This window comes from Anaeromassilibacillus sp. Marseille-P3371, from assembly GCF_900169665.1.
Taxonomy (GTDB): domain Bacteria; phylum Bacillota; class Clostridia; order Oscillospirales; family Acutalibacteraceae; genus Anaeromassilibacillus.
In genome coordinates this window covers 2319286-2345216 of record NZ_LT835157.1, presented here as the reverse complement: position 1 = coordinate 2345216, position 25931 = coordinate 2319286, and the positions used below count along the sequence as shown (strand labels likewise).

Sequence of the window (25931 nt, the reverse complement as noted above, 5' to 3'; positions counted from 1 at the left end):
ATTTTCGTTTAATATTGCGGCACGCTATAATGGGCAATGTTCCATCTGCTTACATTCCTGTGCGTATTTGCAACAATAGTTGGAAAATTTCCTGCCATGATGTGGAATCAGGGTATATGTAGCGCGGATAGAATGCTCCGCATGGAGATAGGGACAATAGCCTGCAATGATCTTGATGGTGGTTTGTTCCATGATCCATCCCTCTTTCTGGAAAAAATGATACGCTCATCTACCGCAAATGTCAAATCCTCCTACGATCTGTAGGGGCATCTGGTACTAGCTGGTCTGTCCGGTGCATATGTATTGATGAATTCATTCGTAATGGAGGATTTCCCGTGGAAAAGCGTGACATGCACATAGAAACCGCAAAGGTATATGCCTCTCCGGAACCCTATCCACCGATTGAAGTGGCAGGGAAAAATCGTCTGTATGCCGGGCTGATGCATATGAATCTGTGCGCAGCCCAGAGTGAAATGACCGCTGTGATGCAATATCTCTACCAGGGGTGGGTTATCGAGGCGAAGAATGCTGAGGCATCCCAAGCTTTAAAGCAAATTGCAATGGTAGAGATGCACCATATCGACATTTTTGCGCAGCTTATTTGTCTTTTGGGTGGTGACCCAGTTTACTCGGTCTCTTTTCGACAGCGAAGGCGGACATGGGACGGAAATATGGTATCGTCCTGCAAAAACTTTTTTCACATGATGCAGAGCAACTTATTGGCAGAACAAGAGACAATTGACCGTTACCGGCGCCAAGCGGCGATGGTGCACGACGCTTCGCTTTCCGCTATCCTGCTGCGAATCGTGGAGGATGAAAAGGTACATGTAAAGATCTTCCGGTCCTACTTGGATGAATTGATTCAATAAGAAACATCCCGCGGAAGGCGAAGAGCGATCCGCGGGATGTTTTTGTCCGTTAAGACGGCCGTTCATAAAATCGCACACAGGACTGGAAAGAACTTTTCCTCAGTAGGTGTGACAAAGAATAAAGAGAGGAGCACCCTTTTAATCAAACAATTGGAAAAGCCATTTTTATTCGGCAGGTTGTTTTTTGGTTAGATTTTCTGCACACTGCTTCAGCTCATTTTCAGTGCTTGCACCCACGCCGGTCTGCATAATGCTCTCCTGTACAAAAAAGGGCTGTGCTGAGAAAAATTTCTTCATCTGTGGGTTGTTTAAAACGGCATTGGCTTTCTCTTCCGGCATATGATTCACCTCCTGTCTATACGCTTGGTCCGATGAAGTGACAAAAATACCTTTTCAATATGCAAATAGGCAGAAAAGTCCCATCGGATAAAAGCGCACTCTTATCATTTGCAGATTCATCAAAAATACAGAAGGGAATATTTTGTTTTACAAAATTTGCTTGCGAATTTCAAATCTTTGTGGATATAATGAATCGAAGAATGGACAAGCAAGACCCGCTAATAAAAGCCAATTCCTAATTTCAGGAAAATGCTTACTGAAATAAACGCAAGACAATTGGGCCGCTTCCACGCAGATTTTGAGCGGCGGCCAGTGGGTGGGTCTATGGGCGAGAGGAGGAACATGCGATGCACATCGCGGACCTAGTACAGGCACAGCGCTCCTTTTATGATCACGGCAAGACAAGAAACCTTGCATTTCGTGCAGTGGCTTTGGAGCGTCTCGCGCGGGAAATGCACGCTCGAGAGCACAGGTTCTTGCGCGCTTTACGGCAGGACCTTGGAAAATCCAATATGGAAGGGTATATGACAGAACTCGGACTCACATATAGCGAACTTCGTTACATAGCCGCGCATATGACGCGCTGGGCAACCAAAAAACGGGTGCCAACACCGCTAAGCCAGTTTCCATCCAGGAGTTTTTGCCTAGCAGAACCATATGGAGTGGTTTTAATACTGTCTCCATGGAACTATCCGTTTTTGCTGAGTATGGAGCCGTTGATCGGCGCTTTAGCTGCGGGAAATACCGTGATTCTCAAGCCCTCTGCCTATGCGCCCCATGTAGCGCAGGAAATCGAAGAACTGCTCCGTGCTTGTTTTCCGCCGGAATATGTGACCGTGGTACAAGGTGGGCGCGAGACCAATACCGCCCTGCTGGAACAGCAATTTGATTACATCTTTTTCACGGGAAGCGTAGCGGTTGGGAAGCTTGTGATGGAGAAAGCGGCCGCACATCTGACCCCAGTCACCTTGGAATTGGGTGGGAAAAGCCCCTGTATCGTGGACCGAACGGCCAATAGCAAGCTGGCAGCAAAGCGGATTGTCTTTGGAAAATTTCTCAACGCAGGCCAGACCTGCGTGGCCCCCGACTATCTGTTGGTGCATCGGGAGGTAAAAAATGAACTTGTGGCGTATATGCGCCGGTACCTCTTATGGTTTTATGGAAAGAATCCTATAGATAATCCCCATTATCCAAAGATTATCAATGAAAAACACTTTCTACGTCTCAAAGGACTGTTGGAAAACCAACACATTCTACTGGGCGGCCAGGACAACGGCACGGATAAAATTGCACCGACCTTATTGGAACCTGTATCGCCCGATGCGCCGGTGATGCAGGAGGAAATCTTTGGCCCGATTCTTCCGATCCTGACCTTCTCGACATTGGATGAAGCGATCCATTTTGTCAAAGGGCGAGAAAAACCTCTCGCGCTGTATCTTTTTACCAGGGATCGCATTGCAGAGAAGAGAGTCTTGCGGGAAATTCCGTTTGGCGGCGGATGCATCAACGACACTGTGGTACATCTTGCCACGCCGTACATGGGATTTGGGGGCGTTGGTCAGAGCGGGATGGGGAGCTATCACGGCAAAAAGAGTTTTGACACATTTAGCCATTATAAGAGCATTCTAAAGAATTCCAGTTTTTTGGATTTGCCTGTGCGTTATCCCCCGGCAACGGCGAGAAAAGAACAACTTCTCCGATGGTTCTTGCGGTAGGTGTTTCAAAAGTTGAATATACAAAATAACATGAGGCTGTAAGCCGGAGCAATCCAGCTTACAGCCTCATGTTTTGGTGTTTTATATGGATAAGGAACCCATTAAATCCGTACAAGATTTAACAGAACGTCCACCATCTTGTCCATACTCTGAATGGGGATGTATTCAAAACGGCCATGGAAATTGTGGCCGCCGGTGGAGAGGTTGGGGCATGGAAGTCCCATATAGGAGAGACGGGCGCCGTCCGTACCGCCGCGAATCGGCACAACCAGGGGTTCAACCCCAGCTTTACGCATCGCTTGTTCGGCATTTTCAATCAGGAACATATGAGGAGCGATCTGTTGTTTCATATTATAATAACTGTCAGTGATGTTGAGAACAACTGTTCCTGTACCATATTTCTCATTCAAGTAAGTCGCAATCTTTTGAAAACGCGCCTTTTTGACTTCAAATTTTTCCATATCATGGTCTCGGATAATATAGTGCAAGCTTGTCTGCTCTTCATGTCCCTGAATACCTTCCAGATGGCTGAACCCCTCATATCCTTCTGTAAAGGCCGGATTTTCGAAAACGGGAAGCATGGAGTGAAATTCCATTGCAATTAGGATTGCATTTTTCATCTTGCCCTTGGCTGTACCAGGATGAACGCTTACACCATTGATGGTGACCTTAGCATCTGCGGCATTAAAGTTTTCATATTCAATTTCACCGAGTTTTCCTCCGTCAACTGTATAGGCATATTGCGCCCCAAATCCCTTTACATCAAAGCGGTCTGCGCCACGTCCGGTCTCTTCGTCGGGCGTAATGCCGACTTTAATCGTACCGTGCGGAATGTTTTCCGTTGTCAGGCGTTCCAGTGCAGTGAAGATCTCAGCAATCCCCGCTTTGTCATCCGAACCAAGCAGCGTCGTACCATCGGTCACAATCAGATCCTGTCCTTTATAATCGAGAAGGCTTTCAAATTCTGTGGGACGCATGACGATCTTCTTTTCCGCGTTGAGTAGGATGTCTCCTCCATTGTAGTTTTCCACAATACGTGCTTGCACATTTTCACCGCTTGCTGCGGGAGAGGTGTCCATATGTGCAATTAGCCCCAAAACCGGCTGGTCCGTTTTACAATTGGCTGGCAGTGTTCCGTAGACATAGCCAAATTCATCCATATGGGCATCGGCCAATCCCAAGCTGAGCAGTTCCTCAGCAAGTGCAGCCCCCAGTACCTTTTGGCGATCGGTTGTGGGACATTTATCCGCCGGTGCATTGTCGTCAGAAGTGGTATGATAACGCACATATTGTAGAAATCGTTCATAAGCTCTCATCACATATGTCTCCTTTCAGGGAAAAGCATTTTTTTCCATCATACGCCAATTTTTTTCAAAGCGCAATGTTGTTTTCACAAAGGATGTGGCTCGCCATGGTGCAGCTCTGTTCCATAGTGCTCGCTAGAAAATCCGTTATCAAAGAATATGGAAAAAAACGGAGTCATCTTATTGTAAATTTCAGTATCCATTGGCTTTGGCAGACATAGGAGCATATGAAGGAATTCCGGTGTTACGGGTCCGGAGATAACTGTACCATATGGCCAATCGGTTTCTTTGGGGATTCCGTATTGTAAAGCGAGATCGATCCACTCTGGTTCTTCCTTCCAGCAGTGGATTTCAAAGGTCTGCGCTCTTTTCGCGTGTTTTTCAACAAGCATCTTCCAGCGCTGGCTATCGGGTTCTGCCGCATCGAAATAAAGGCTTTTAAGGGAATTCATTCTATCCATCCTTTTTTATATGTGTGGATTGCTGCAGAAAGGTCATACGGTGGGAAGTGTTTCCCAGGCAATGTGAAGTTGTTCCACTGCTGAAGGGATGTCTTCCAAGGGGATGCCAGCAAATCCCAGAGTGACACTGCCCGGCTCTTTTTCAGCAATCACCCGGACCCCACGCTGAGCGGCTAATTGGCAAAGTTCTTCAGAGGGAGTTTCATAGGGAAGAAATAAGGTCAACCGAAGCGCCGTTTCCTGCAAAAAGAGGCGGCATCGGGGTCCAAATGCCTTTTGTACCGAGCGGATGAGCTCTATGCTTTTCGCCGCATAAAGTTTGCGCAAGCGGCGAAGATGACGTTCCAATTGCCCGCTTTTGACATAGCTGCACAGCGCAAGCTGCTCCACCTTGGAGGCGGTCTGATTGTAGCTTCGCACACGGGAACGATAGTCCGCAAGCAGAGAGGACGGCAATACCATATACCCTATGCGCACCGATGGCAGGAGCAATTTGGAAAAGGAACCAATGTAGGCAACTTGTTCCCCGCTTGCCATTCCCTGCATAGCGGGGATGGGGCGGGCATTGTAGCGCAATTCGCCGTTGTAGTCATCCTCAATGACCAGAGCTCGATGAGCCTTTGCCCATTCCAGGAGGGCAAAGCGTCGATTCATAGGCATTGCGGTTCCACTTTGAACGCTGTGAGAGGGCCGCACCAAGACAGCACGAACGCCGCTGGCTTCCAATGCATCCATACGAATGCCGTCCCGATCGGCCGGCAGGTGTAAAACTGAGAAACCGCAGTCCGCAAAAACACGTTCCGCTTGGGGAAAGCCGCGCTCGTCCATCGCGACTGTTTTTTCCGAAAGCAGGCCACAGAGTAGATATAAAAGCGGCTGGGTACCCGCACCAACCACGATCTGTCCCGGGCTGGCTTTCACCCCACGCACACCATAACAATAGGAGGAAAGCGCTTCTCGCAGGGCGGGTTCCCCCTGGGGATCACCATAGGAGGTCAACACCTCCTGACGGGTTAGCACATCGCGGATATGACGGCGCCATATTTTGAGGTCAATACACACGCTGTCCACGGAATCACTGCCAAAATTGTAACGAATACGGGACTCCAGTGTTTCCGCTTGGAGGGAACGCACGGGAGGCTCTGGGAGGGGCACGTGTTCTGACCGAAGAGGACTGGCTTCCACAAAAAAGCCGCTTTGCGGGCGGGCGCGCACATATCCTTCGACACAGAGCTGCTGATATGCCATCTCAATTGTGGTGCGGCTTAAATGCAAATCTTCAGAAAGCTTGCGAATCGAAGGGAGTTTTTCATTTCTGGTCAGGTGTCCTCGTTCAATTGAATTTCGCAAAGACTCATAGAGCTGCTGATATAAAGGTACTTCTGCATTCGGATGAAGGACCAAATAGTCGTATGTCATAACGATTTCCTCACAAACTGTACTGGTCAATTTTTTATAAACTGTATATTTTAGTATGAACACTTTTGCGCTATGATTATACCACAAATGGACAGAGATGCAAGATTCTCTGTTTAAACTGTCTGGAGGGGAAGACCATGAAATTTCATTTGAATGAACGGAATACCAGCGTCAATCTGGCGCTTACTGGGCTGATGGCGGCGCTTGTCCTAGTGGCGACGATGTTCTTTAAAGTGCAGATTCCTGTGGGAACGGATAAAACGATGATTGGGTTTGCAAATGTGTTTTGCATTTTAGCCGGCCTGTTGTTGGGGCCGGTGTATGGCGGCCTTGCGGCTGGCATTGGTTCCTGCATTTTTGATTTAATCGGCGGATGGGCGGACAGTGCGCCAAGTACCTTGATTTTTAAATTCCTAATGGCGTTTGTGTGCGGCCTGATCGCATGGGGCGGCGATCACACGGCGAGGAAGCTCTCCCGTGTGATTGTGGGTGCAGTGAGTGGTTCTCTCTGCTACTGTGTTCTGTATTTGGGATATTCGTTCGTGAAGCTAATCTTGGTGGGATCTGCACCAGAGGCTGCGGCACTTGCAATGGTAACAAAGTTGGCAGCCACTTTGACAAATGCAATTGTGGCCGATGTGATCGCGGTGCCGTTTTTCTTTGCGATCCGCAAAGCCTTGGAGCGTGCGCATTTACCAGTAGGCGGCCCGCGTCGAGCGTAACCGAATAGAAGTGAAAATAGATAAGCCTGTTGTACGTGGGAAAGACCGTACAACAGGCTTATTTTTTTAAAAGATGCGAGAAAAATCAGGTCATGCCTTGACGCCATTGTACGTGGGAAAGACCGTGTTTAGAGGTATTTCATCCGGGGCAAGACTCCTCGTTTCAAAAAATTTGAGGACTCCATCAGGATTGTAGGAAGCCGCAAAAATAGGAAATTTATTTTTTATAATCCATATTTGCGGGGATGGACTGATGGGAGGTCGTTTCTTTCAGGAGGCGGACCCTCTATCCCGGTGAGGTACGGGGCATATACAGAAATGATTCAATTTTACAAGGCTCCGGGATTCGAACGGTTCGATTGTCAGGAGAGGGGTGCTCTATCCTATTGAACTACTGGCGTATGTACAAAAATTATTCAATTGTACGGCTCCGGCGGACGAGAGATCGTCAAATATTAGGAGGACCCTCTATCCCGGTGAGGTACGGGGGCATATACAGAAATGATTCAATTTTACAAGGCTCCGGGATTCGAACGGTTCGATTGTCAGGAGAGGGGTGCTCTATCCTATTGAACTACTGGCGCATGTACAAAAATTATTCAATTGTACGGCTCCGGCGGACGAGAGATCGTCAAATATTAGGAGGAGGACCCTCTATCCCGGTGGGGTACGGGGGCATATACAGAAATGATTCAATTTTACAAGGCTCCAGGATTCGAACGATTCGATTTTTAGGAGAAACGTCCTCCCTTTGCTTTGTCATACCTTCTGATTATCGATTGATTTTGAGAAGATTCCCATGCTTTGGATTCCTTTTCCGTCCGCAAGCTCACTGCAAGTGGGTTGTTTTTGATGAAACTGGACATCGTATAGAGGGTTTGGCATTTGGAAGGACAACTGCTTTTGAAATGGAATTCCCTAGAAGTTTGCATATCGCCCGGAAGATGTGGATAAGGGACGTTTCTCGATAGATAGAATCAGAGTCGGAAATCCACAGAAAGGACCAAACAACGGAAGGATATATAAAGAAGGACCGATTTGTGTAGAAACCTACGAAAGGGTTTTATACGATATGGACGATATTCCTGGCTTTTTTCGCCCCTTTGAAACCTCAAACCCGCAGAATCCGTAAAAATCCGGAAAATCCCTTGTGGAATTGCTTGTCAAAATGTTATAATAATCTTTATGAATTTCGGCCTTGAAAAAAGGGATTTTTCCCTGGAATGGAGTTTCACAGGATGAAGGATACGGAAAAGAAGCCCAAGAGATTTCACAGCGACATTGTGCGGGATAGCATCAATACATTCGGCACCAATGCGATAGGCTCTCTATTGTCCATCATCTCCGCATTTTTTGTACTGGGTGTCCTGGACCCTGACGTCAAAGGGCAGTATAACCAAGTGCAGCTGGTGGGAAATGGTTTGTTTACACTGTTTGGGTTCAGCATCAATGCCGCAATGATCTACTTTGTCTCCCGCTTTAAGATCAAGAATACCAAAAAGGCGATCACAACCTTGACAACAGCGATGTCCATCCTGATTATGGCGGCTGGCGCTGCGGCAGTGCTGTTTATGAAGCAGATCTTTTTCCCCGGCAGTACGGCCTTTTACTGTTGGGCGGCTGTTGTGTATGGCCTGTTCTCATTTTTGCTGAACGTCTGCCTGGCAATTCTGCGCGGTGAAAACAAGTTTAAAATGTTCAACACCATCAACCTGCTGCAAAAAGTGTTGCTGACCGCATTTATGTTTTCCATGTTGTTGTGGCCCAGTGCGATGTTGTTGGTGACTTCGATGATTGGCATCCAGGTGCTGATGATCGTCTTGGCGATGTATGGAATTAAGCGTTGGAATGGAAAAGAGCCGGAACCTGCTCCAGATGATGATTTTCCTGTACGGACAGGTGCCATGTTGCGCTACAGTCTGAAGTCGCATGTTTCCAATGTGATGACCTATATTAACTCCTATTTGGGCTCTTATATTGTCAACGCCGTGTATTCTCTTTCGACCTTTGGCATTTATAATGCGGCAGTGACAATGATGCAGCAGGTCTGGTTGTTGCCCGATGCGGTGAGCCAAGTGATTATGAGCCGGATTGCGGCCATGCATGAGAAGGATGACAAAGTCCGTTTGACCTTGATGTCCTGTAAAGTTGTAACCTATATCACCATCGTTTGCGCCGTACTTTTGGTGTTAGTAGCGCAGGTATTTGTGCCGATTGTTTTCCCAAAGTATGTAGAGGCGATCGCGCCTTTGCGGTATCTAATCATTGGTTCGGTTTTTATCTGTTATGCAAAGGTGTTGGCCAATTCCATTGCCGCTTATGGAAAACCGGAGTTGAACATTCTGCCCACCATCATCGGAATTATTGTCAATCTGAGTTTGTCCTTCGTTTTGATTCCTTTGATGGGGGTCAATGGGATTGCATTGGCAACATCAGCGTCTTTGACTGCACAGGGCTTTACCTCCATGGTGATTTTTTGCCTGTTTACGCACACGCCATTTTACCGGCTTTTGATCCCGAACGGTGAAGAAATCCGTTCGGTCAAGCAACTCTTTCGGAAATAATTTATGAATACAAGGAGAGAGCATCCATGAAAAAATACCTATCTCTGCTTCTGGCGCTGCTTCTGGCGCTCTCATGTACGTCCTTCGCTTTTGCTGAAGAAGACGAAGAAGAGATCTCGTCAGAAATGAAGGAACTCGGCGAATACATTATGAACCATCAGGTGGAAGCGTTTGATCTGGCGGTGGAGGGCTATACCTGTCAATCCGAAAAGGTAGAGGCAGAGCTGCTCACAGATGGTACAGTGAACATCATAGAATATTGGACGTTCTCCTGCCGGAATTTTGAAAAGATGACAAAATTCGAACGCACGATTGCAAAGTCCGATGCCTATGAAATATCGAATATCCGTGTGGTTATGGGTTCAGAGGATTTGGAGCGTTTTAACAGCTACGAGGAAATCCAAGCAGCGACGGAAACCGAGGGGGAAAAATATCCGGAGCGTAAGTATACATTGGATGAAACCGATACGGGATACGACATTCATGCTTATCTAAAAAATTGGAATGCTACTACGACGATCAAAGTCCTCTATACGGTAAAAGGCGCGGTCCGGTTTCATAACGATACGATGGAATTCAACTGGCAACTGATCGGAGAAGATATTCCATATGAGGCGGGATTGCTGACTGGTTATGTCATTTTGCCGTATGGTGCGGAGCGCAAAGAGGTAAAAGCATGGACGCATGACCAGGAAAACGATACGCTGGTCATCGAAAGCGGCGAATTGGTGAGCTTGACCGTGGACGAAGTTCCGGCCAACCATGCCGTAGACATCCGTGTGACCGCCCCGTTGTATCTGTTCCCCAATGCTGCGGATGCCTATAAGACCGGGGAAGATGCCTATCTGCAAATTTTGCAGGAGGAAAATGACCCGGATCAAAATCCTGATTACACTGCGGGGGAGGCGCGCAAAGACCAGATGATTCGCATAGCGGCTCCGGTTGTATTGATTGGTGGTGCAGCGCTGATTTTGATTGTCTCCCGCCTTCGCAGGAAGAAAAAGGCATAAGGGAGGCAAAGCAATGCAAACAGGACAACCAGCAAAAATGCGGCAGTTGAAGTTGGCCCTCCGCGCAGCCTTCCCTCGAACGGTTCCCGTGATGGTGGGATACCTTTTTTTGGGGGCTGCCTTTGGAATTTTGCTGGAAAGTAAAGGGTATGGCTTTGGATGGGCTGCCTTGATGAGCATATTCATCTATGCCGGATCGATGCAATTTGTAGCAGTCGATCTGTTGGCCACCGGGGCAGGATTTTTACAGGTTATTTTGATGACCTTGATGGTGAATATCCGACATGTCTTTTACGGGATTTCCATGTTGGGGAAATTTCGGAATCTTGGAGCAAAGAAACCCTACATGATTTTTTCCCTGACGGACGAAACGTTTTCTTTGCTTTGCACAGCAGAGCCACCGAAAAATGTGGACCGCAATTGGTTTTTCTTTTTTATCGCTTTGTTCAATCAGTTATATTGGATTGTGGGTTCTGTGGTAGGAGGCTTGCTCGGTTCTTCTTTTTCGTTCAACACGCAGGGAATTGACTTTGCAATGACGGCACTCTTTGTGGTAATCTTTGTAAACCAGTGGCGCGAGGCAAAGAGCCATGTTCCGGCGTTGGTGGGGCTGGTTTGTTCACTGGTGTGTCTATTGCTCTTTGGAGCGGACAATTTTATCCTGCCGGCGTTGATCGGAATGGTCGTGTTACTGTCGGTCTTTCGAGGACGTCTGGACAGGCCGGAGGAGGGGGCGGCTACATGAACGGGGCGATTCGTGCGCTACTGGTGATTGCGTTTGTTGCGCTTGTTACTTTTTTCACAAGGCTGCTTCCGTTTGTTCTTTTCCCAGAAGGAAAGGAGACCCCACCGTATGTGAAATATCTGGGGAAAGTTTTACCTTTTGCAATTATTGCCATGCTGATGGTATACTGTTTGAAAGGGACCAGTTTGTTGGAATGGCCATATGGATTACCGGAACTGATCGCTGTAGCAGCGGTTGTGATGCTGCACCTTTGGAAGAAAAACACTCTGCTGAGTATTGGTGTAGGGACGGTACTGTATATGCTGTTGGTGCAGTTTGTTTTTATTACATAAGGGTTTCCTGTCCAGGGGGCAGGACAACCAATCCAGTGAAACGAATAAAAAGATTGTGGGGGAAATCGGAATGATGGCCACTGAAAAGCTGTCCGTGCGCATGCTGGGAGATTTTTCAATCCGGCGGGGCGACCGGGAAGTCGTGAAAAAAGGAAACCGTTCCAAAAAGATCTGGCTTTTGATAGGGATTCTCTTAATTAACCGGGGCCAAAGGTTGTCCCAAGACCATTTGATTCGTCTATTGTGGCGGGATGGAGACGAGTGTATCGATCCGGCAAATTCTTTGAAGAATTTGGTCTATCGTGCGCGTATGCTGTTGGATGATTTGACGCCGGACAATGAAGCTTGTGAGGAAGGCATGGAGCTGATTCGTTTTTCCGAAGGCGCTTACATGTGGAATGAGGATTTTCCTTGTGAGATTGATACGGAGGTTATGTCCCTATTGGCCAAGCGTGGTTCGGATGAAGAGCAGGCCCTGGAAAGCCGTATTGCCTGTTATTCCCAGGCGGTGGAACTGTACAACGGGGAATTCCTGCCCAATTTGGGAGAGGACGAATGGATTTTTAGCAGACGTGCGCAATACCAAAGCCTCTATGTCAGTTGTGTACTGACGCTGTGCAGACTTTTGAATCAGTCGGAACAGTACGGGGATGTGATCTCGGTTTGTGAGCGTGCGGTCCGCTTTTGTCCTTATCAGGAGGACATCCATCACATTTTGCTAAAGGCCTATTTGCATACCGGTCAATATGCACAAGCTTTGGTTCATTATGAGAATATTTCGGAATCTTTTAATCGGGAATTGGGAATGGGTCTTTCTAATTCCATCCGAAATCTACATCGTGAAATTATCCAAGGGCTCAACATGGTAGAGATCGATATGAATCAAATCAAGGACGACATCCTTGCGGAGGAGACCTCCGGTTCTACGCCATTTTTCTGTGAATATACGGTATTCCGTGAAATCTGTCGAGTACAGATGCGTTCGCAAGAGCGCTGCAATCAGAGCGAGGTTTTGATTTTGCTTACAGCAACGGATAAGAACGGAGAGATTCCTCCGTTGGAGAAATTAAAAAATATTATGATCCTTTTGAAGCAAGCAATATCGGAAACCTTACGCCGGAATGATATTGTAGCGCGCTATAGCCCGTCGCAGTTTATTTTGGGGCTGCTGGTGGCACAGGAAGAAAACGGTCAATTGGTTGCAAACCGCATCCGCAGCGCATTTGAGGCAAAATGCCGCAGAAAAGGGGAAATACACCTGAAAGAACAGATCATCAGCCTGCGTACACAAGAGACGCAACGTTGACCGGCGGATCGATAGAAGATGCGGAAACTGCGAAAGGAGAGCCTATGAGAAACGGTCTACGCAAGGGGATTTTTGTTGTGTCGCTCTGTGTTTTTGTGGGCTCTTTGAGCGTGATCGGATATAAAGGGATCTATGAACCCCTGCGAAACCGGAATGCAGTCGAGCAGGTACAGCAGATTTATCACACCGAAGAAGATGACAAGGATCGTACCTCTTCTTCACAGGTTCCGGAAAAAACCGCAGAGAGAAAACGGGATGCCTTTAAACAACTCAAGGAAGGCAATCCGGATACCATTGGATGGATTCAGATTCCCAATACGGTGGTGGATTATCCAGTGATGCAGTCTGCAAAGGACAATCCAGAACTCTATTTGCGTCATGGATATGACAAAAAGTATACCCAGTATGGGTGTATTTTTCTGGATGCCAATTGCTCGCCGGCACAGGACATGAAGAATTTGACTCTCTATGGGCATAATATGGATGATGGGCAGATGTTTGCAGCTATTTTGCAATATACCGATCTGGATTTCTATAAGTCTGCTCCTGTTATTGATTTCGACTTAGAAGGCGTTGAGGGCAAGTGGAAGGTTTTCTCCGTGTTTAAGATCAACACACTCCCAGAGCAGGGAGAGATTTTCGACTATGCCCAGCCGGATTTTCCAGATGATGCAGCTTTTGCGGCGTTTATTGAGGAGATGAAAAGCCGCTCTATTCTAAATATACCAGTTGATGTTACCACAGATGACCAATTGCTCACCCTTTCAACCTGTTCCTATGAGTTTAAAGAATTTCGAACGGTCGTTGTGGCCCGCCGTGTGCGGGAAGGCGAGGATGCAACTGTGAACTTAGATCAGGCAGGGTATAATCCGTCGCCGGTCTACCCAGATTGTTGGGTACAGAAATACGGAAATGGATGAGGGTTCTTGATCTTGTAATTCTCGGAGAGGAATAGCAATCATCGGGAACGGATACATCATTTATAAATAGAATTGCACGTCCAACAAAAAATAACGCCCTGTATCTGCCGAATGGCTGTGTTACAGGGCGTTTCTTTGTTAGGCTGGAGACACATATTAAAATCGCATCAAAGCGCTTTTACGAAGCCCCTTTTGCTTTTGGCTAGCGCAAAAAGGCCAACAAAGAGAAACCGGGCCTCTCAGTGGTGGCAAGTATAATCTGATTCGAAAGGATGAAATCGGAACTACTTAAAACTACATATAATGAGAGGTTTACTTCCATCTTAAAGGGGAGCACTTTTGATTCATAGGAAGAGGTACTGAAAATAGAATTGCATTGCTTGCCCGGCTACGGATAAACCAGCTCCTTTCAGTATCTTGTTAACTGTATCGGTTTTGGGGATTTACAAATACCTCTGAAATCATCGGAAAAGGATAGGCGACGTTCCTTCTTGATAGGCTGGTAACCCCCAAGATCGTTTCCAGTCGAAACTTTTTGAATTTCGCGGTTGAAGCAAGGCGTTTATGTTGAAAGCGGCAACAAGAAACCGGCTGTGTGATTTCACACAGCCGGTTGACGTTTGCGGTTCACTCAATTGGAACAACGGAACCCGCATAAGTTTCATTGATATACTGCTTAACAGTGTCGCTCTTCAGGGCATCCACAAGCGCCTTCAATTCCGGGCGGTCTTCGTCTCCCTTGCGAACAGCGATCACATTGGGGTAGGCGGTTGTCGCAACAGAACCGCTCTCTTCCACGGCCAAAGCGTCGCTGATTTTTAGGCCGCCGTCGATGGCGTAATTTCCGTTGATGACGGCGAGATCGACATCGGGAAGAATGCGGGACAACTGTGCCGCCTCAATTTCCGTTATTTGAATATTCTTGGGATTATTGGTGATGTCCTTCACTGTCGCATTTAATCCAGCGGATTCATCCACTTCGATGAAGCCCTGATCTTGGAGCAACAGGAGTGCGCGCGCTTCATTGGTCGTATCATTTGGGACAGCAATGGTCGCATTGTCCGGGAGGTTGTCCAATGAGGCAGTACGGCCGGCATAAATGCCGAGGGGCTCGTAATGGATTGCACCGATGGAGACCAATTCCGTGCCATACTCCTCGTTAAAGTTGTCCAGATAGGTCTGATGCTGGAAATAGTTTGCATCCAGTTCGCCCTCAGAGAGCGCAAGGTTCGGCTGCACATAATCGGAAAACTCGACGACATCCAGCTCATAGCCCTGTTCTTTAAGAAGATCACTGGCGACCGCAAGAATTTCTGCATGAGGGGCAGGAGAAGCCCCTACTTTAATGACTTTAGCTTCAGAATTGGTTGCATTTGTTTCGGAAGAGGTATTACCGCCGGATTGGCATCCAGCTAAAACAGTAGCGGAAAGTGCAACAGCCAACAAAATTGCAAAAATCTTTTTCATGAGAGAATCCTCCTTGTTTTTTCAACAGATGGAAAAAACATTCTGTTTTTCCAAATTTATTTCCGCCGGTCGAGTCGCCTGGCTACCCAAAGCCCCAGCCCTTGGAATACCTGAACCACAACGATCAAGAGGACGACGGTGATGAGCATAATATCCTCTTCACGCCGGTAATAACCGAAGCGTATGGCAATGTCTCCTAATCCTCCACCGCCGACAAATCCTGCCATCGCAGTATATCCAAGAATGGTCGTGATGGCAATGGCACAGTTGACGATGAGCGAAGGGCGTGCCTCTGGAAGAAGGACTTTCCAAATGATCTGGAAAGCGGAAGCTCCCATCGATTGAGATGCTTCAATCACACCAACATCGACTTCTTTGAGAGACCCCTCGACCAACCGCGCCACAAACGGGGCGGCAGAGATCGTCAGGGGGACAATGACTGCGGTAGGGCCGAGTGTGGTACCGAGCAGCCAACGAGTGAACGGCAAAACAGCAATTAATAGGATGATGAATGGGAAAGACCGGGTCAAATTGACCACCACATCCAAAATTTTGTACAGGACTGGATGTGGGCGGATCCCGTCCGAGGCGCACATGACGAGCAGAACACCCAATGGAAGTCCAATCACATAGGCGAACAGGGTGGACCCCAGTGTCATATACAGGGTTTCACCAACGCCTTGTAACAACATTTGCAGCGTGGATTCATCCCACATTTCCGCTCACCTCCTCTACGGTCAATCCCCGCAGATGCAGATACCGCTGCATCTTTTCCGCAAGAGAGACATCTTCCGGCAATTGGATCACGATTTGACCGAAAGCTTTGCCGTCCATATTTTTTGTGTCTGCAAATAGAATATTGACAGGGGACTTATATTCCAGCACCATGTTTGCGATCACAGGTTCAAAAGAGGAACTCCCATCGAATACAATGCGAATTGCATGCTTGCCGGTGAATTGCTCGGTAGTATGTTTCCCCTCTGGAAAGACCAAATGCTGTGCAGCCGGTGTCTTGGGGTGGGAGAAGATCTCTGTAACCTCACCGCACTCGGCAATTTTGCTCTCACTGATGATGGCCACCCGGTTACAGATTTCTTCGATCACGCTCATTTCATGCGTGATAATTACAATGGTGATTCCCAGACGGCGGTTGATATCCTTTAATAACGAAAGGATAGAAGCCGTTGTATTTGGGTCTAGGGCGGAAGTCGCTTCATCGCATAGAAGTACCTTCGGATTGGTTGCAAGCGCACGGGCGATGGCGATGCGCTGTTTCTGTCCACCTGAAAGCTGAGAGGGGTAGGCCTTTGCCTTATCGGCTAACCCGACAAGCTCTAAAAGTTCTTTCGCGCGTTTTCTGGCGGTGATCTTATCTACTCCGGAGATCTCCAATGGAAAGCAGATGTTTGCTTCTGCTGTCCGCTGCATCAGCAGATTGAACTGTTGGAAAATCATGCCCATCGAGCGACGTGCTTCACGCAGTTGTTTGCGATTTAGCTTGGAAAGATCCATACCATTGAAGAATACAGTCCCCTCCGTAGGAACCTCCAGCATGTTCATACAGCGCACCAGCGTACTTTTTCCTGCACCGCTCATACCGATAATTCCGAAGATGTCGCCTTCTTCGATTTTCAGGTTGATGTCCCGCAGCGCATGGACTTCCGTGTTCTTTCCCCGGAAGGTTTTGCTCAAGGAGCGAATTTCGATCATCGGTTTACCTTCCACACTGCACCCCTCTTTCCATCTTTTGGTGGGATACCGAGCCGCAGAGTATCCCTTAATTATTACTGATTTAATAGGAATTATACGGCACAAAACGACGCCTGTCAAGCAAAATACATATGAGATACGTTCATTCGACAGGCGGCTCCCAACGTGCGATCAACGCTTTGATGGGAATCCCCTGTTCGGTGAACATCTTTTCATGTTCGGTCGGGGCATCCTGCTCAAAAAAATCTGGACTTTTATGTAAATCCATTGTCTGAGATAAAAGTGCAAATCCACTTTCCTTTACATATGCCAGCGTATCGGAGAAAAGGCCATCATCGTCTGTTTTGAACCAAAGTTCACCACCCGGCTTGAGGAATTGCTTATAATCGTTTAAACGGCGCGGATGGGTCAAGCGGCGCTTGTTGTGCTTTGCGCGCGGCCAGGGATTGCAAAAATTGATGCAAATGCGCTCCACACCATCTTCTGGGCGAAGAATATTGCAGATTTGTTCCACATTATAGGCGGTTAACCCGACATTGTCAACGGGCTGTCCGATTTCAGCAAATGCAGACTCCACAATGCGCTTGGCGGGCGCCAAAACAATATCTTTTAGGTCCACTCCAAGGTAGTTGATGTTTGGATTTTTGGGAGCCAATCCGGCGATGTACCAACCTTTTCCACAGCCAAGCTCCAAGTGAATCGGCTGCTTTTGAGAAAACCAATCCTGCCATTTGCCAGCCATGCGCTCTGGACCGCGGACAAAAAAGGGGCAGGCGTTTAATTCCGGAGTCGCCCATGGTTTATTGCGCATCCGCATTTGCAATTCCCTCCGTCTCCCAGTTTTTACACACATCCACCCACTTTAGACTGTGAGAATACCGGAAGAGTTCCTCACAATTCAATTCAATGGCAGAGTTTGCCGTACCGCAGGCAGGAAAAACCGTTGCAAAGCGTTTTAAAGAGACGTCACAATACACTGCTGCGGTATTTGGATTGGCAAAGGGGCATACGCCTCCTACTGGATGGCCCGTAAGGGGCAACACTTCCTCCGCATTCAACATTTTGGCTTTCCGATGAAATTCTGCTTTAAATTTACCGTTGTCAATCTTGGCATCGCCAGCGGCGACGACTAAGATGCAGCCGTTATCCGCTTGCAGAGAAATCGTCTTGGCAATACGTGCAGGTTCCACGCCGAGCGCCTGTGCGGCTAACTCCACTGTGGCGCTGGAAACGGAAAATTCCTGTACGCGATCGGCTACCCCATAGGGTTCTAAATACCGTTTTACGGTTTCAATTCCTGACATGAATACGTCCCTCCATACCGCTACTCAACCGGCTGGGTTGTTGCGGCTCTTTCCATAACATAATTCTAACAAAGTATAGCATAAGAATAGACGTTGGAAAGCAGTTCAAAAGGAATTTGTTGAATACGACAAAAAAGTTTGGTAATTTTCGCCTTTCTGGTGTGATTTTGTGGAATGTGCAGGGAGAGAGAAATTCAACACTTTTTTTGCTTCAATTTCTTACAAATAACCAGTTGAAAAATGTCCCGATCGTTTGCTTGCTCTATCAAGAGTATGGTATACTATATTTTGTATAGAGGCATGTGAGCCGCTTTGGAGGAACCCATGAAGAATCAGAAAAAATGGAAAATCGGCCGGGCGTTGGCGTTTTTTGCAGTTGTTTTGGTGTTGGTATTTGCCGGCCGCCAATGGTACATACAGCAACGTGACCGGCAACCGTTTACCAGCACAGAATATGCAATGGGAAGCTATGTCCAGCAGACGGTTTATGGCCGTATGGGAGAGGATGCTGCATCCGAGGCGGCCAATGCGGTACAGCGTTTAGAAAATCAGATTTCCTGGCGGATAGAGGATTCCGACATTGCGCGTTTGAATGCAGCGGCAGGAACGGATTGGATTGCGATTGAACCCCAGACAGCGGATTTATTGGAAATGGCTCTCCATGTGGCAGAGCAATCGGAAGGGGCTTACGACCCGACGATCTTGCCGGTCAGTTCCCTATGGGATTTTGGAGGAGAAAACCAACACTTGCCGGACGAAGAAGAGATCGAGACATACCGGACTTTTGTGGATTATCACAACCTTCGAGTGGACAAAGAAACTTCCGAGGCTTCTTTAAAGATCCATGGGGCCGCTCTCGACCTCGGTGGTATTGGAAAGGGTGCAGCGTGTGATACGGCGGTGCAGGCCTACCAGGAGGCAGGGGTGAAAGCTGGGATTATCGCAGTGGGCGGCAGTATTGGCTTATATGGGGAAAAACCCGATGGAAGCCTTTGGCGGTTGGCTGTCCGCGATCCTCGAAGCGGCGATGACAAAGCGGAAGAGATGGGGTTGTTGGATTTGGCATCCGGTTTTGTTTCCACTTCCGGATCGTACGAAAAGAATTTTACGGAGAATGGCAAGACCTATCATCATATTCTCGACCCGAAAACCGGATATCCGGCAGAAAGTGGACTCGTTTCCGTCACCGTGGTTTCCGACAGTGGTGCGTTAAGCGACGCGCTATCCACGGCGGCTTTTGTACTCGGAGAAGAGAGGGGAATGAGCCTACTTGAGCACTATGATGCAGGCGGCGTTTTTATTGCAGAGGATGGACGTGTTTGGGTATCCGATTCCTTAGAAGATGCCTTTCAACTTACGTCGGACGCCTACACGCTTGTATCATGAACGGGCGGGAAAATTGGATGCGCTTGCTGAAGAAGCAGGATGTCGTGTTGATCGCCATCCTACTGGCACTTGCTGGATGTTTAGCCGCGTGGTTCCAGCTACGTCCGGTGGAGGAATGTATCGCGGTGGTGGAACAGAATGGACAGGTTATCCGCCGCATAGATTTAGACAGACAGACTCAAACGGAAGAACTGGCCCTTGGCGGTCCATATCAGGTCAAGCTGTTGGTGGAACCGGGAGCGATTTCCTTCTTTTCGTCTGCATGCCCGGACAAAACCTGTATACGCACAGGGAAATTGACACGGCCGGGACAGTCGGCTGTGTGTCTGCCTGCGCGTGTTTCTGTACGGCTAGAATCCGGTGGAACTTCCGGATTTGACGGGGTGACCGGTTGAGGTCATTATGTGCGTTTCGATTGGGAAAGGGATGGACGATGAGACAGCAGGGATATTTAAATCTATCGCCTAGAACGCAGCGCATTGCGTTTAACGGCCTATTAGGGACGCTAGCATTGGTGCTGTCTGCATGGGAGGGGATGCTTCCTCCCATTCCGGTATTGCCACCTGGAGCAAAGTTAGGGCTGTCCAATTTGGTGACCATGTATGCCGCAGGGACGGTGGGACTTGGCCCGGCATTGTGTATTGCAATTTTAAAAGGATTATTCGCTGGAATAACACGTGGATTTGTGGCGATGCTGATGAGCCTTTCGGGAGGAGTGGCCAGTACGCTGGTAATGTGGTTTTTCCTGCGATTAAAAGGGAATCCGTTCGGAATGATCGGCCTTGGCGTGGCGGGAGCGCTTTCACACAATGCAGCGCAGTTGTGTGTGGCGGCGTTGCTTACAACGCCTGCAATCGTCTGGTATATTCCATGGTTGCTTTTATTTGGTGTGTGTTCCGGTATTCTCACGGGGTTGGTGCTTCGTGCAGTAATGCCGTTACTCGATAAATGGCGTCCCATTGAACGGGATGCTTAGGAAGAAAGTATGTTTGAAAATGGAGGGAAAAGAATGGAACTTGCATTTCCGGAAAAGCCATTCAAAACACATGGCGGAGCACATGTGCCGCATCGAAAGAATACGGCACAGATGGAATCGGCTGTCATGCCGCCGCCCACGCAAGTGATCATTCCCATGCAGCAGCATGTGGGAGCTCCCTGTACGCCCCTGGTGAAGGTGGGGGATGAGGTTCTGGTGGGCCAAAAAATCGCCGACAGTACGGCTTTTGTCAGTGCACCGATTCACGCCAGTGTCTCCGGCAAGGTGCGTGCAGTTACCCAGGTGATGCTCTCTGGGGGTCAATATGTGGATGCACTTGTCATCGATTCCGATGGAGAGATGAAGATCTCGCCGGAGGTACAGCCGCCAAAAGCGGATACGCGGGAATCGTTTCTTCAAGCAGTGCGCGAATCCGGACTGGTTGGACTGGGTGGCGCGGGGTTTCCAGCACATGTGAAATTGAAGGTTTCACCAGATAAAAGGATTGACACGCTGATTATCAATGCCGCAGAGTGCGAGCCCTACATAACAGCAGATCACCGGGAAGCGTTGGAAAACTCCTGGGCGGTCCTTTCTGGAATTTATGCTGTGAAGGATATGCTGGAAATCGAACGAGTCATTATTGCAGTCGAGGACAACAAGCCCGACGTGATTGAAACGCTGCGAAAAATGGCAGACAACGAGAAGTTGGACCCGGGGAATCACGTGCGGGTCTTGGCGCTCCATGCCTCCTATCCGCAGGGGGCGGAGAAAGTGCTCATCAAATCCTGCACAGACCGGGAGGTTCCCATGGGAAAACTGCCTGCGGATGTGGGATGTATCGTGATGAATATCACCTCTATTGCATTCCTGGCCAATTATCTCAAGACAGGGATGCCTCTGATAAAAAAGCGTGTTACCATCGATGGCTCAGCAATCCAATATCCACAGAATGTCATCGTTCCAATTGGCACGCCGATTGAGGAGGTTATCCGTTTCTGCGGCGGGTATAAAGCCCCACCGAAAAAGATTTTGATGGGTGGCCCCATGATGGGTATTGCCATTACAGACGACAGTCTTCCAATCGTCAAGCAAAACAACGGGATTATTTGCTTGGATGAGGAAGAAGCCCGTTTACACGAACCGACCGCATGTATTCGATGCGGCCGCTGTGTCAGTGGCTGTCCGATGCATCTGATACCTACGATGTTGGAGAAATATGCGGAGGCTAAGCGTGTAGAGGAATTGCAGGAATACAGTGTGATGGACTGCATGGAATGTGGCACTTGCGCCTATAATTGCCCGGCGCACCGGCCTTTGGTGCAGGCAATTCGACTAGGAAAAGCCTTGGTAAAAAGCGCGGGAGGGAAGAAATAATGGAGCAAAAATTGATCGTATCTCCTTCGCCCCATCTGCGGAGTGGGGCAACTACTCAGAAAATTATGCTGGATGTCATCATTGCGTTGACCCCCGCGGCCATTGCTTCCTGTATATTATTCGGCGTTCAGGCATTGATTTTGATTCTTACCTGTGTAGGGTCCTGTGTACTTGCAGAATATCTTAGCCGCCGAGTGATGAAGCGTGACAACACCATTTTTGATCTGAGCGCGGTTGTCACAGGAATTTTGCTCGCTTTTAATTTGCCGGTTACCATCAGCCCGCTGATCGCAATTTTTGGCAGTGTGGTAGCGATTGTTGTAGTAAAGCAAATGTTTGGCGGTATTGGACAGAACTTTGTCAATCCAGCTTTGACGGCACGTATTGTACTGATGGCTTCCTTTCCAGCGAAGATGAGCAATTGGGTGGTGCCGTTCTGGTATCGCATCGGGAACCCAGATGCAATTACGACCGCTTCGCCGCTCGGACTGCTCAAGCAGGGGGCGGCGGACCAGCTTCCGAATCATTTGGATATGCTGCTTGGCGCACGTGCCGGTTGTTTAGGGGAAACTTGCGCGATCGCTTTGCTTTTAGGGGGCATCTATTTGATCGTCCGCAAGGTAATTAGCCCCGTGATACCGCTTTGTTATTTGGGAACCGTGGCGGTAATCTCGTTGCTTGCTGGCCGCGATGTGATCTTTGAGCTCTTGTCCGGCGGATTGCTGCTCGGCTCCATTTTCATGGCGACGGATTATACAACTTCTCCGATCAACCGGAACGGGCGAATTGTATTTGCCGTCGGTTGTGGAATTTTGACTATGTTGATTCGGATGTTTGGTTCTTTGCCAGAGGGGGTATCCTTCTCCATTATCCTCATGAACATCCTGGTGCCGCACATTGAGCGTATGACGCGCCCGCGTCCGTTTGGGGTCAAAAAGGAGAAAGCAAAGAAGGAGGGGGCACAGGAATGAAAATTCAGGCAAAAGAGGTCCTTCGCCCCACGGTCACACTGACCTTGATTTGTTTGGTAATTGCGGCCTTGTTGGCGGGAACAAATCTGCTGACGAAGGACAAGATCGCAGAGCAGGAGGAGGAAGCTGCCCGAGAAGCGCGTGAGTTAGTGCTTCCCGGAATTAAAGACTTTGAAGAAGCGCAGGTCACAGATGCGGAGGGCGCAAATGTTATTTACTATGTTGGCAAGGAGAACGGAGAAACGGCCGGATATGTATTTACGACCTCTGCCAGCTCGTATGGCGGCCCGGTTCAGGTGATGACCGGTATTCAGGTGGATGGATCGGTGTCCGGCGTGGAACTGCTCAGCATTGATGACACGCCGGGCCTCGGTATGAATGCAGAAAAAGAGGACTTTCGCGCTCAGTTCCACCAGGCAGTTCCAGAATCTGGTGAATTTGAAGTGATTAAGTCCGGCGAAAAGCAGGATGGTCAAATCATGGCGATGACGGGCGCTACCATCACGACCCAGGGCGTGACCGATGCGGTCAACGAGGCGTTGGCCTTGTACGAGACAGTGAAAGGAGGCGCCTAAGAATGGATAAGAAGAAATCCCTTTGGAAGGAGTTCTCCAAGGGCATTGTCAAAGAAAACCCTGTTTTGCGCCTAGTGCTTGGATGCTGCGCAACACTAGCGGTCAGCACCTCTGCGAGCAATGCCATTGGTATGGGTTTAGCGACGACGTTTGTTCTGGTGTGTTCCAATGCGGTGATTTCCATTCTGCGCAAGATCATTCCGGATAAAGTACGCATACCTGCATTTATCACAGTCATTGCAGGCTTTGTGTCCGTTGTACAGATGTTTATTCAGGCCTATTCTCCAGCACTTGATGAGGCTCTGGGAATATATTTGCCTCTGATTGTGGTGAATTGCATTATTTTGGGCCGTGCAGAGATGTTTGCCAGCAAAAACAAGATTGTACCATCCATCATTGATGGGCTGGGAATGGGCGTGGGATTCACAGCCACACTGTTGGTGATGGGGATGATCCGTGAATTTTTTGGCGCGGGAAGCTTGTTTGGTATCCCGATTACGGCGGGCGTTGTCGATCCAATCATTGTATTTATTTTGCCGCCAGGAGGTTTCTTTGTGTTTGGAATTCTGATCGCAGTGGCAAACCGGCTGGCAGGTGAGGGATCTCGCCCGGCAGAACTCGGCTGCCATGGGTGCCCTCTTGCAGAGAACTGTTCGAAGATTCAGGAAAAGGAGGCTGCTAAGAAATGATTAAAAATTTGGTAGCGATCTTTTTGGCGGCAATCCTTACAGAGAACTATGTGCTCAATAAATTTCTTGGCATCTGCCCATTTCTCGGTGTATCCAAAAAGCTGAATACTGCGACGGGAATGAGCGTGGCGGTGACCTTTGTTATGGTGATTGCCACAGCTGTGACGTGGCCGATTTACATGTATCTGTTGGTACCCAATCAGCTGGAATACCTACAGACCATCGTCTTTATTTTGATTATAGCTGCTTTGGTACAGCTGATTGAAATTGCTTTGCGCAAGTTCATGCCGCCGCTTTACAATGCGCTGGGAATTTACTTGCCGCTGATTACTACGAACTGCGCGGTTTTAGGCGTCACTATGTTGGTGATCGAAAAAGGCGCTGCAGATCCGACCTTTGGATATGTACAATCCCTGGTCAATGCATTTGGTTCCGGTATTGGTTTCATGGTTGCAATGGTGCTTTTTGCAGGTGTCCGTGAGCGACTGGAAACAAATGATATTCCAAAATTCCTGAAGGGCCTCCCGATCACCCTGATTGCGGCGTCGCTCGTGGCGGTGTCCTTCCTTGGGTTCCAGGGCCTTGTTGATGGCCTGTTGGGTTGATAGGAGGGAGTAGAGAATGAATCAATTGTGGATTCCAATTGTCATTGTAGCGGTAATCGGACTGATTGCAGGGTTAGGGCTTGCAATTGCCTCGATTCTGATGGCGGTGCCAAAGGATGAGAAAGCAGAGGACATAGAAGCCATGTTGCCAGGAGCCAATTGCGGCGCTTGTGGGTACTCCGGCTGTTCTGGCTATGCAAAGGCACTGGCACATGGTGAGGCGCAGCCCGGCCTGTGTGCACCTGGAGGGGCGGAAGTGGCCAAGATGGTTTCCCAGTACCTGGGGTTGGCAGATGTGGATGTAGAGGCCAAGGTGGCAGTAGTCCATTGCCTGGGCAGTTATGACAACACCAGCGACAAAATGGAGTATGAGGGGATTCAAACCTGTGCCGCTGCCGCACAACTGGCAGGGGGCGTTTCCAGCTGCCATTACGGTTGTATGGGACTGGGAGATTGTGTTCGTTCCTGTGCTTACGGTGCGATTGATGTCTGCAATGGCGTTGCCCATGTGGAACCGTCGCGTTGTAAAGGATGTTCTATGTGTGTGAAAGCTTGCCCAAAACAGCTGATTTCCCTAGTGCCCTTGAAAAAACAGGCAGTTGTGCGTTGTGATAATTGCGATAAGGGAGCAATGACCAATAAGGTCTGTAAAGTGGGTTGTATTGGTTGCATGAAGTGTCAAAAAGTCTGTGAAGCTGGGGCCGTCAAAGTGGAACATTTCCACGCCACGGTCGACCCGGAGAAATGTATTGGCTGTGGAAAGTGTGTGGAGGCATGTCCTCGCCATTGCTTAACGATGATGGAACATTTGCAGGCATAAGTATAGACTCCGATTCTCTTTTTCTAAAAGATGGACAAAAAAGAGAATCGGAGTTTTTTTAAAATTTATATGAAAAAACTGTTGCTTTTTTGCGAGCAATGTTGTATAATCTTTAACGTTACATGCCGGTGTGATGGAATTGGCAGACGTGACAGACTCAAAATCTGTTGTCAGCAATGACGTGCCGGTTCGAGTCCGGCCACCGGCACCAACTGAACCCTGAACGCAATTTGCGTTCAGGGTTTTTTCATGGAATCCAGCATTGAAATTTATAATATCTTCGTACACTTACCGTGTATATTATAGAGTTCCCGTGTGAGATGGTTTTAGAAAGCATTGAACAAT

At 48.4% G+C, this 25931-nt stretch carries 28 protein-coding genes and 1 tRNA gene; 19 read left to right on the top strand and 10 right to left on the bottom strand.

Annotated features, from left to right (window positions below; translation table 11 throughout):
- Positions 1–24: 24 nt before the first annotated feature.
- The gene (locus B9Y59_RS15765) at positions 25–192 is read right to left on the bottom strand and encodes a hypothetical protein (RefSeq protein WP_158088995.1); all 168 of its coding nucleotides are present in this window, start codon (positions 190–192) and stop codon (positions 25–27) included.
- Between the two features lie 143 nt (positions 193–335).
- On the opposite strand from B9Y59_RS15765, the gene B9Y59_RS09780 reads away from it, so the two are divergent.
- Positions 336–869: a ferritin-like domain-containing protein gene (locus tag B9Y59_RS09780; RefSeq protein WP_085533184.1), complete on the top strand. Its 534-nt coding sequence runs from the start codon at positions 336–338 to the stop codon at positions 867–869.
- A gap of 165 nt (positions 870–1034) precedes the next feature.
- Here B9Y59_RS09780 and B9Y59_RS16010 read toward each other — a convergent pair whose 3' ends face one another.
- On the bottom strand, positions 1035–1208 hold the full coding sequence (locus B9Y59_RS16010; RefSeq protein ID WP_162838197.1) for a hypothetical protein: 174 nt from the start codon (positions 1206–1208) through the stop codon (positions 1035–1037).
- A 347-nt stretch (positions 1209–1555) separates the two neighbouring features.
- On the opposite strand from B9Y59_RS16010, the gene B9Y59_RS09775 reads away from it, so the two are divergent.
- A complete protein-coding gene (locus tag B9Y59_RS09775; RefSeq protein ID WP_085533181.1) occupies positions 1556–2923 on the top strand; it encodes an aldehyde dehydrogenase in 1368 nt (455 codons plus the stop codon).
- A gap of 101 nt (positions 2924–3024) precedes the next feature.
- On the opposite strand, the gene pepT is transcribed toward B9Y59_RS09775, so the two are convergent.
- The 3 genes from pepT to pdxR form a co-directional block, all read right to left on the bottom strand.
- Positions 3025–4239, bottom strand: a complete 1215-nt coding sequence (gene pepT / locus B9Y59_RS09770) for a peptidase T (RefSeq protein WP_054324343.1) — start codon at positions 4237–4239, stop codon at positions 3025–3027.
- A 74-nt stretch (positions 4240–4313) separates the two neighbouring features.
- Positions 4314–4679, bottom strand: coding sequence for a hypothetical protein (locus B9Y59_RS09765; protein ID WP_085533179.1), 366 nt, complete (start codon positions 4677–4679; stop codon positions 4314–4316).
- A gap of 42 nt (positions 4680–4721) precedes the next feature.
- Entirely contained in the window at positions 4722–6107 is a 1386-nt protein-coding gene (gene pdxR / locus B9Y59_RS09760) for a MocR-like pyridoxine biosynthesis transcription factor PdxR (protein WP_085533177.1), read from the bottom strand.
- 137 nt (positions 6108–6244) lie between these two features.
- On the opposite strand from pdxR, the gene B9Y59_RS09755 reads away from it, so the two are divergent.
- The 7 genes from B9Y59_RS09755 to srtB all read left to right on the top strand — a co-directional run bounded on the left by B9Y59_RS09755 (position 6245) and on the right by srtB (position 13706).
- Complete coding sequence (locus B9Y59_RS09755) at positions 6245–6829, top strand: ECF transporter S component (RefSeq protein ID WP_054324340.1); 585 nt, start codon at positions 6245–6247, stop codon at positions 6827–6829.
- Between the two features lie 1238 nt (positions 6830–8067).
- Positions 8068–9393, top strand: coding sequence for a lipopolysaccharide biosynthesis protein (locus B9Y59_RS09750; protein ID WP_158088994.1), 1326 nt, complete (start codon positions 8068–8070; stop codon positions 9391–9393).
- A gap of 26 nt (positions 9394–9419) precedes the next feature.
- Entirely contained in the window at positions 9420–10403 is a 984-nt protein-coding gene (locus B9Y59_RS09745) for a DUF2207 domain-containing protein (RefSeq protein ID WP_054324338.1), read from the top strand.
- Between the two features lie 13 nt (positions 10404–10416).
- Positions 10417–11148: an AzlC family ABC transporter permease gene (locus B9Y59_RS09740; protein WP_242967284.1), complete on the top strand. Its 732-nt coding sequence runs from the start codon at positions 10417–10419 to the stop codon at positions 11146–11148.
- The gene (locus tag B9Y59_RS09735; RefSeq protein WP_085533173.1) at positions 11145–11480 is read left to right on the top strand and encodes a branched-chain amino acid transporter permease; all 336 of its coding nucleotides are present in this window, start codon (positions 11145–11147) and stop codon (positions 11478–11480) included. The genes B9Y59_RS09740 and B9Y59_RS09735 overlap by 4 nt, the downstream gene beginning before the upstream one ends.
- 70 nt (positions 11481–11550) lie before the next feature.
- A complete protein-coding gene (locus tag B9Y59_RS09730; protein ID WP_054324336.1) occupies positions 11551–12786 on the top strand; it encodes an AfsR/SARP family transcriptional regulator in 1236 nt (411 codons plus the stop codon).
- A gap of 44 nt (positions 12787–12830) precedes the next feature.
- Positions 12831–13706 carry a class B sortase gene (gene srtB / locus B9Y59_RS09725; protein WP_158088993.1) on the top strand — a complete coding sequence of 292 codons (876 nt, stop codon included), beginning with the start codon at positions 12831–12833 and terminating at the stop codon, positions 13704–13706.
- Between the two features lie 627 nt (positions 13707–14333).
- Here srtB and B9Y59_RS09720 read toward each other — a convergent pair.
- The 5 genes from B9Y59_RS09720 to B9Y59_RS09700 all read right to left on the bottom strand — a co-directional run bounded on the left by B9Y59_RS09720 (position 14334) and on the right by B9Y59_RS09700 (position 18187).
- Positions 14334–15173, bottom strand: a complete 840-nt coding sequence (locus B9Y59_RS09720; protein WP_054324333.1) for a MetQ/NlpA family ABC transporter substrate-binding protein — start codon at positions 15171–15173, stop codon at positions 14334–14336.
- A gap of 56 nt (positions 15174–15229) precedes the next feature.
- Positions 15230–15889: a methionine ABC transporter permease gene (locus B9Y59_RS09715; protein ID WP_054324332.1), complete on the bottom strand. Its 660-nt coding sequence runs from the start codon at positions 15887–15889 to the stop codon at positions 15230–15232.
- Positions 15879–16883, bottom strand: coding sequence for a methionine ABC transporter ATP-binding protein (locus B9Y59_RS09710; RefSeq protein WP_054324331.1), 1005 nt, complete (start codon positions 16881–16883; stop codon positions 15879–15881). The genes B9Y59_RS09715 and B9Y59_RS09710 overlap by 11 nt, the downstream gene beginning before the upstream one ends.
- A gap of 142 nt (positions 16884–17025) precedes the next feature.
- A complete protein-coding gene (gene trmB, locus B9Y59_RS09705) occupies positions 17026–17700 on the bottom strand; it encodes a tRNA (guanosine(46)-N7)-methyltransferase TrmB (protein WP_085533169.1) in 675 nt (224 codons plus the stop codon).
- Entirely contained in the window at positions 17684–18187 is a 504-nt protein-coding gene (locus B9Y59_RS09700; protein WP_054324330.1) for a YbaK/EbsC family protein, read from the bottom strand. Before B9Y59_RS09700 ends, trmB begins: the two co-directional genes overlap by 17 nt.
- A 324-nt stretch (positions 18188–18511) precedes the next feature.
- Between B9Y59_RS09700 and B9Y59_RS09695 the strand changes: the two genes are divergently transcribed.
- From B9Y59_RS09695 to B9Y59_RS09650, 10 genes are all read left to right on the top strand, one after another.
- Complete coding sequence (locus B9Y59_RS09695; RefSeq protein ID WP_085533167.1) at positions 18512–19573, top strand: FAD:protein FMN transferase; 1062 nt, start codon at positions 18512–18514, stop codon at positions 19571–19573.
- A gap of 17 nt (positions 19574–19590) precedes the next feature.
- On the top strand, positions 19591–19968 hold the full coding sequence (locus B9Y59_RS09690) for a NusG domain II-containing protein (protein WP_158088992.1): 378 nt from the start codon (positions 19591–19593) through the stop codon (positions 19966–19968).
- Between the two features lie 38 nt (positions 19969–20006).
- Complete coding sequence (locus tag B9Y59_RS09685) at positions 20007–20549, top strand: Gx transporter family protein (RefSeq protein WP_082402230.1); 543 nt, start codon at positions 20007–20009, stop codon at positions 20547–20549.
- Between the two features lie 33 nt (positions 20550–20582).
- Complete coding sequence (gene rsxC, locus B9Y59_RS09680) at positions 20583–21926, top strand: electron transport complex subunit RsxC (protein WP_085533162.1); 1344 nt, start codon at positions 20583–20585, stop codon at positions 21924–21926.
- Positions 21926–22897, top strand: coding sequence for an RnfABCDGE type electron transport complex subunit D (locus B9Y59_RS09675; RefSeq protein WP_054324326.1), 972 nt, complete (start codon positions 21926–21928; stop codon positions 22895–22897). The genes rsxC and B9Y59_RS09675 overlap by 1 nt, the downstream gene beginning before the upstream one ends.
- A complete protein-coding gene (locus tag B9Y59_RS09670; RefSeq protein ID WP_054324325.1) occupies positions 22894–23472 on the top strand; it encodes an RnfABCDGE type electron transport complex subunit G in 579 nt (192 codons plus the stop codon). The genes B9Y59_RS09675 and B9Y59_RS09670 overlap by 4 nt, the downstream gene beginning before the upstream one ends.
- 2 nt (positions 23473–23474) lie before the next feature.
- A complete protein-coding gene (gene rsxE / locus B9Y59_RS09665) occupies positions 23475–24161 on the top strand; it encodes an electron transport complex subunit RsxE (RefSeq protein WP_085533160.1) in 687 nt (228 codons plus the stop codon).
- Positions 24158–24766 carry an electron transport complex protein RnfA gene (locus B9Y59_RS09660; protein ID WP_198945609.1) on the top strand — a complete coding sequence of 203 codons (609 nt, stop codon included), beginning with the start codon at positions 24158–24160 and terminating at the stop codon, positions 24764–24766. The genes rsxE and B9Y59_RS09660 overlap by 4 nt, the downstream gene beginning before the upstream one ends.
- 16 nt (positions 24767–24782) lie before the next feature.
- A complete protein-coding gene (locus tag B9Y59_RS09655) occupies positions 24783–25586 on the top strand; it encodes an RnfABCDGE type electron transport complex subunit B (protein WP_085533158.1) in 804 nt (267 codons plus the stop codon).
- A gap of 124 nt (positions 25587–25710) precedes the next feature.
- Positions 25711–25797, top strand: a tRNA-Leu gene (locus tag B9Y59_RS09650).
- Positions 25798–25931 lie beyond the last annotated feature (134 nt).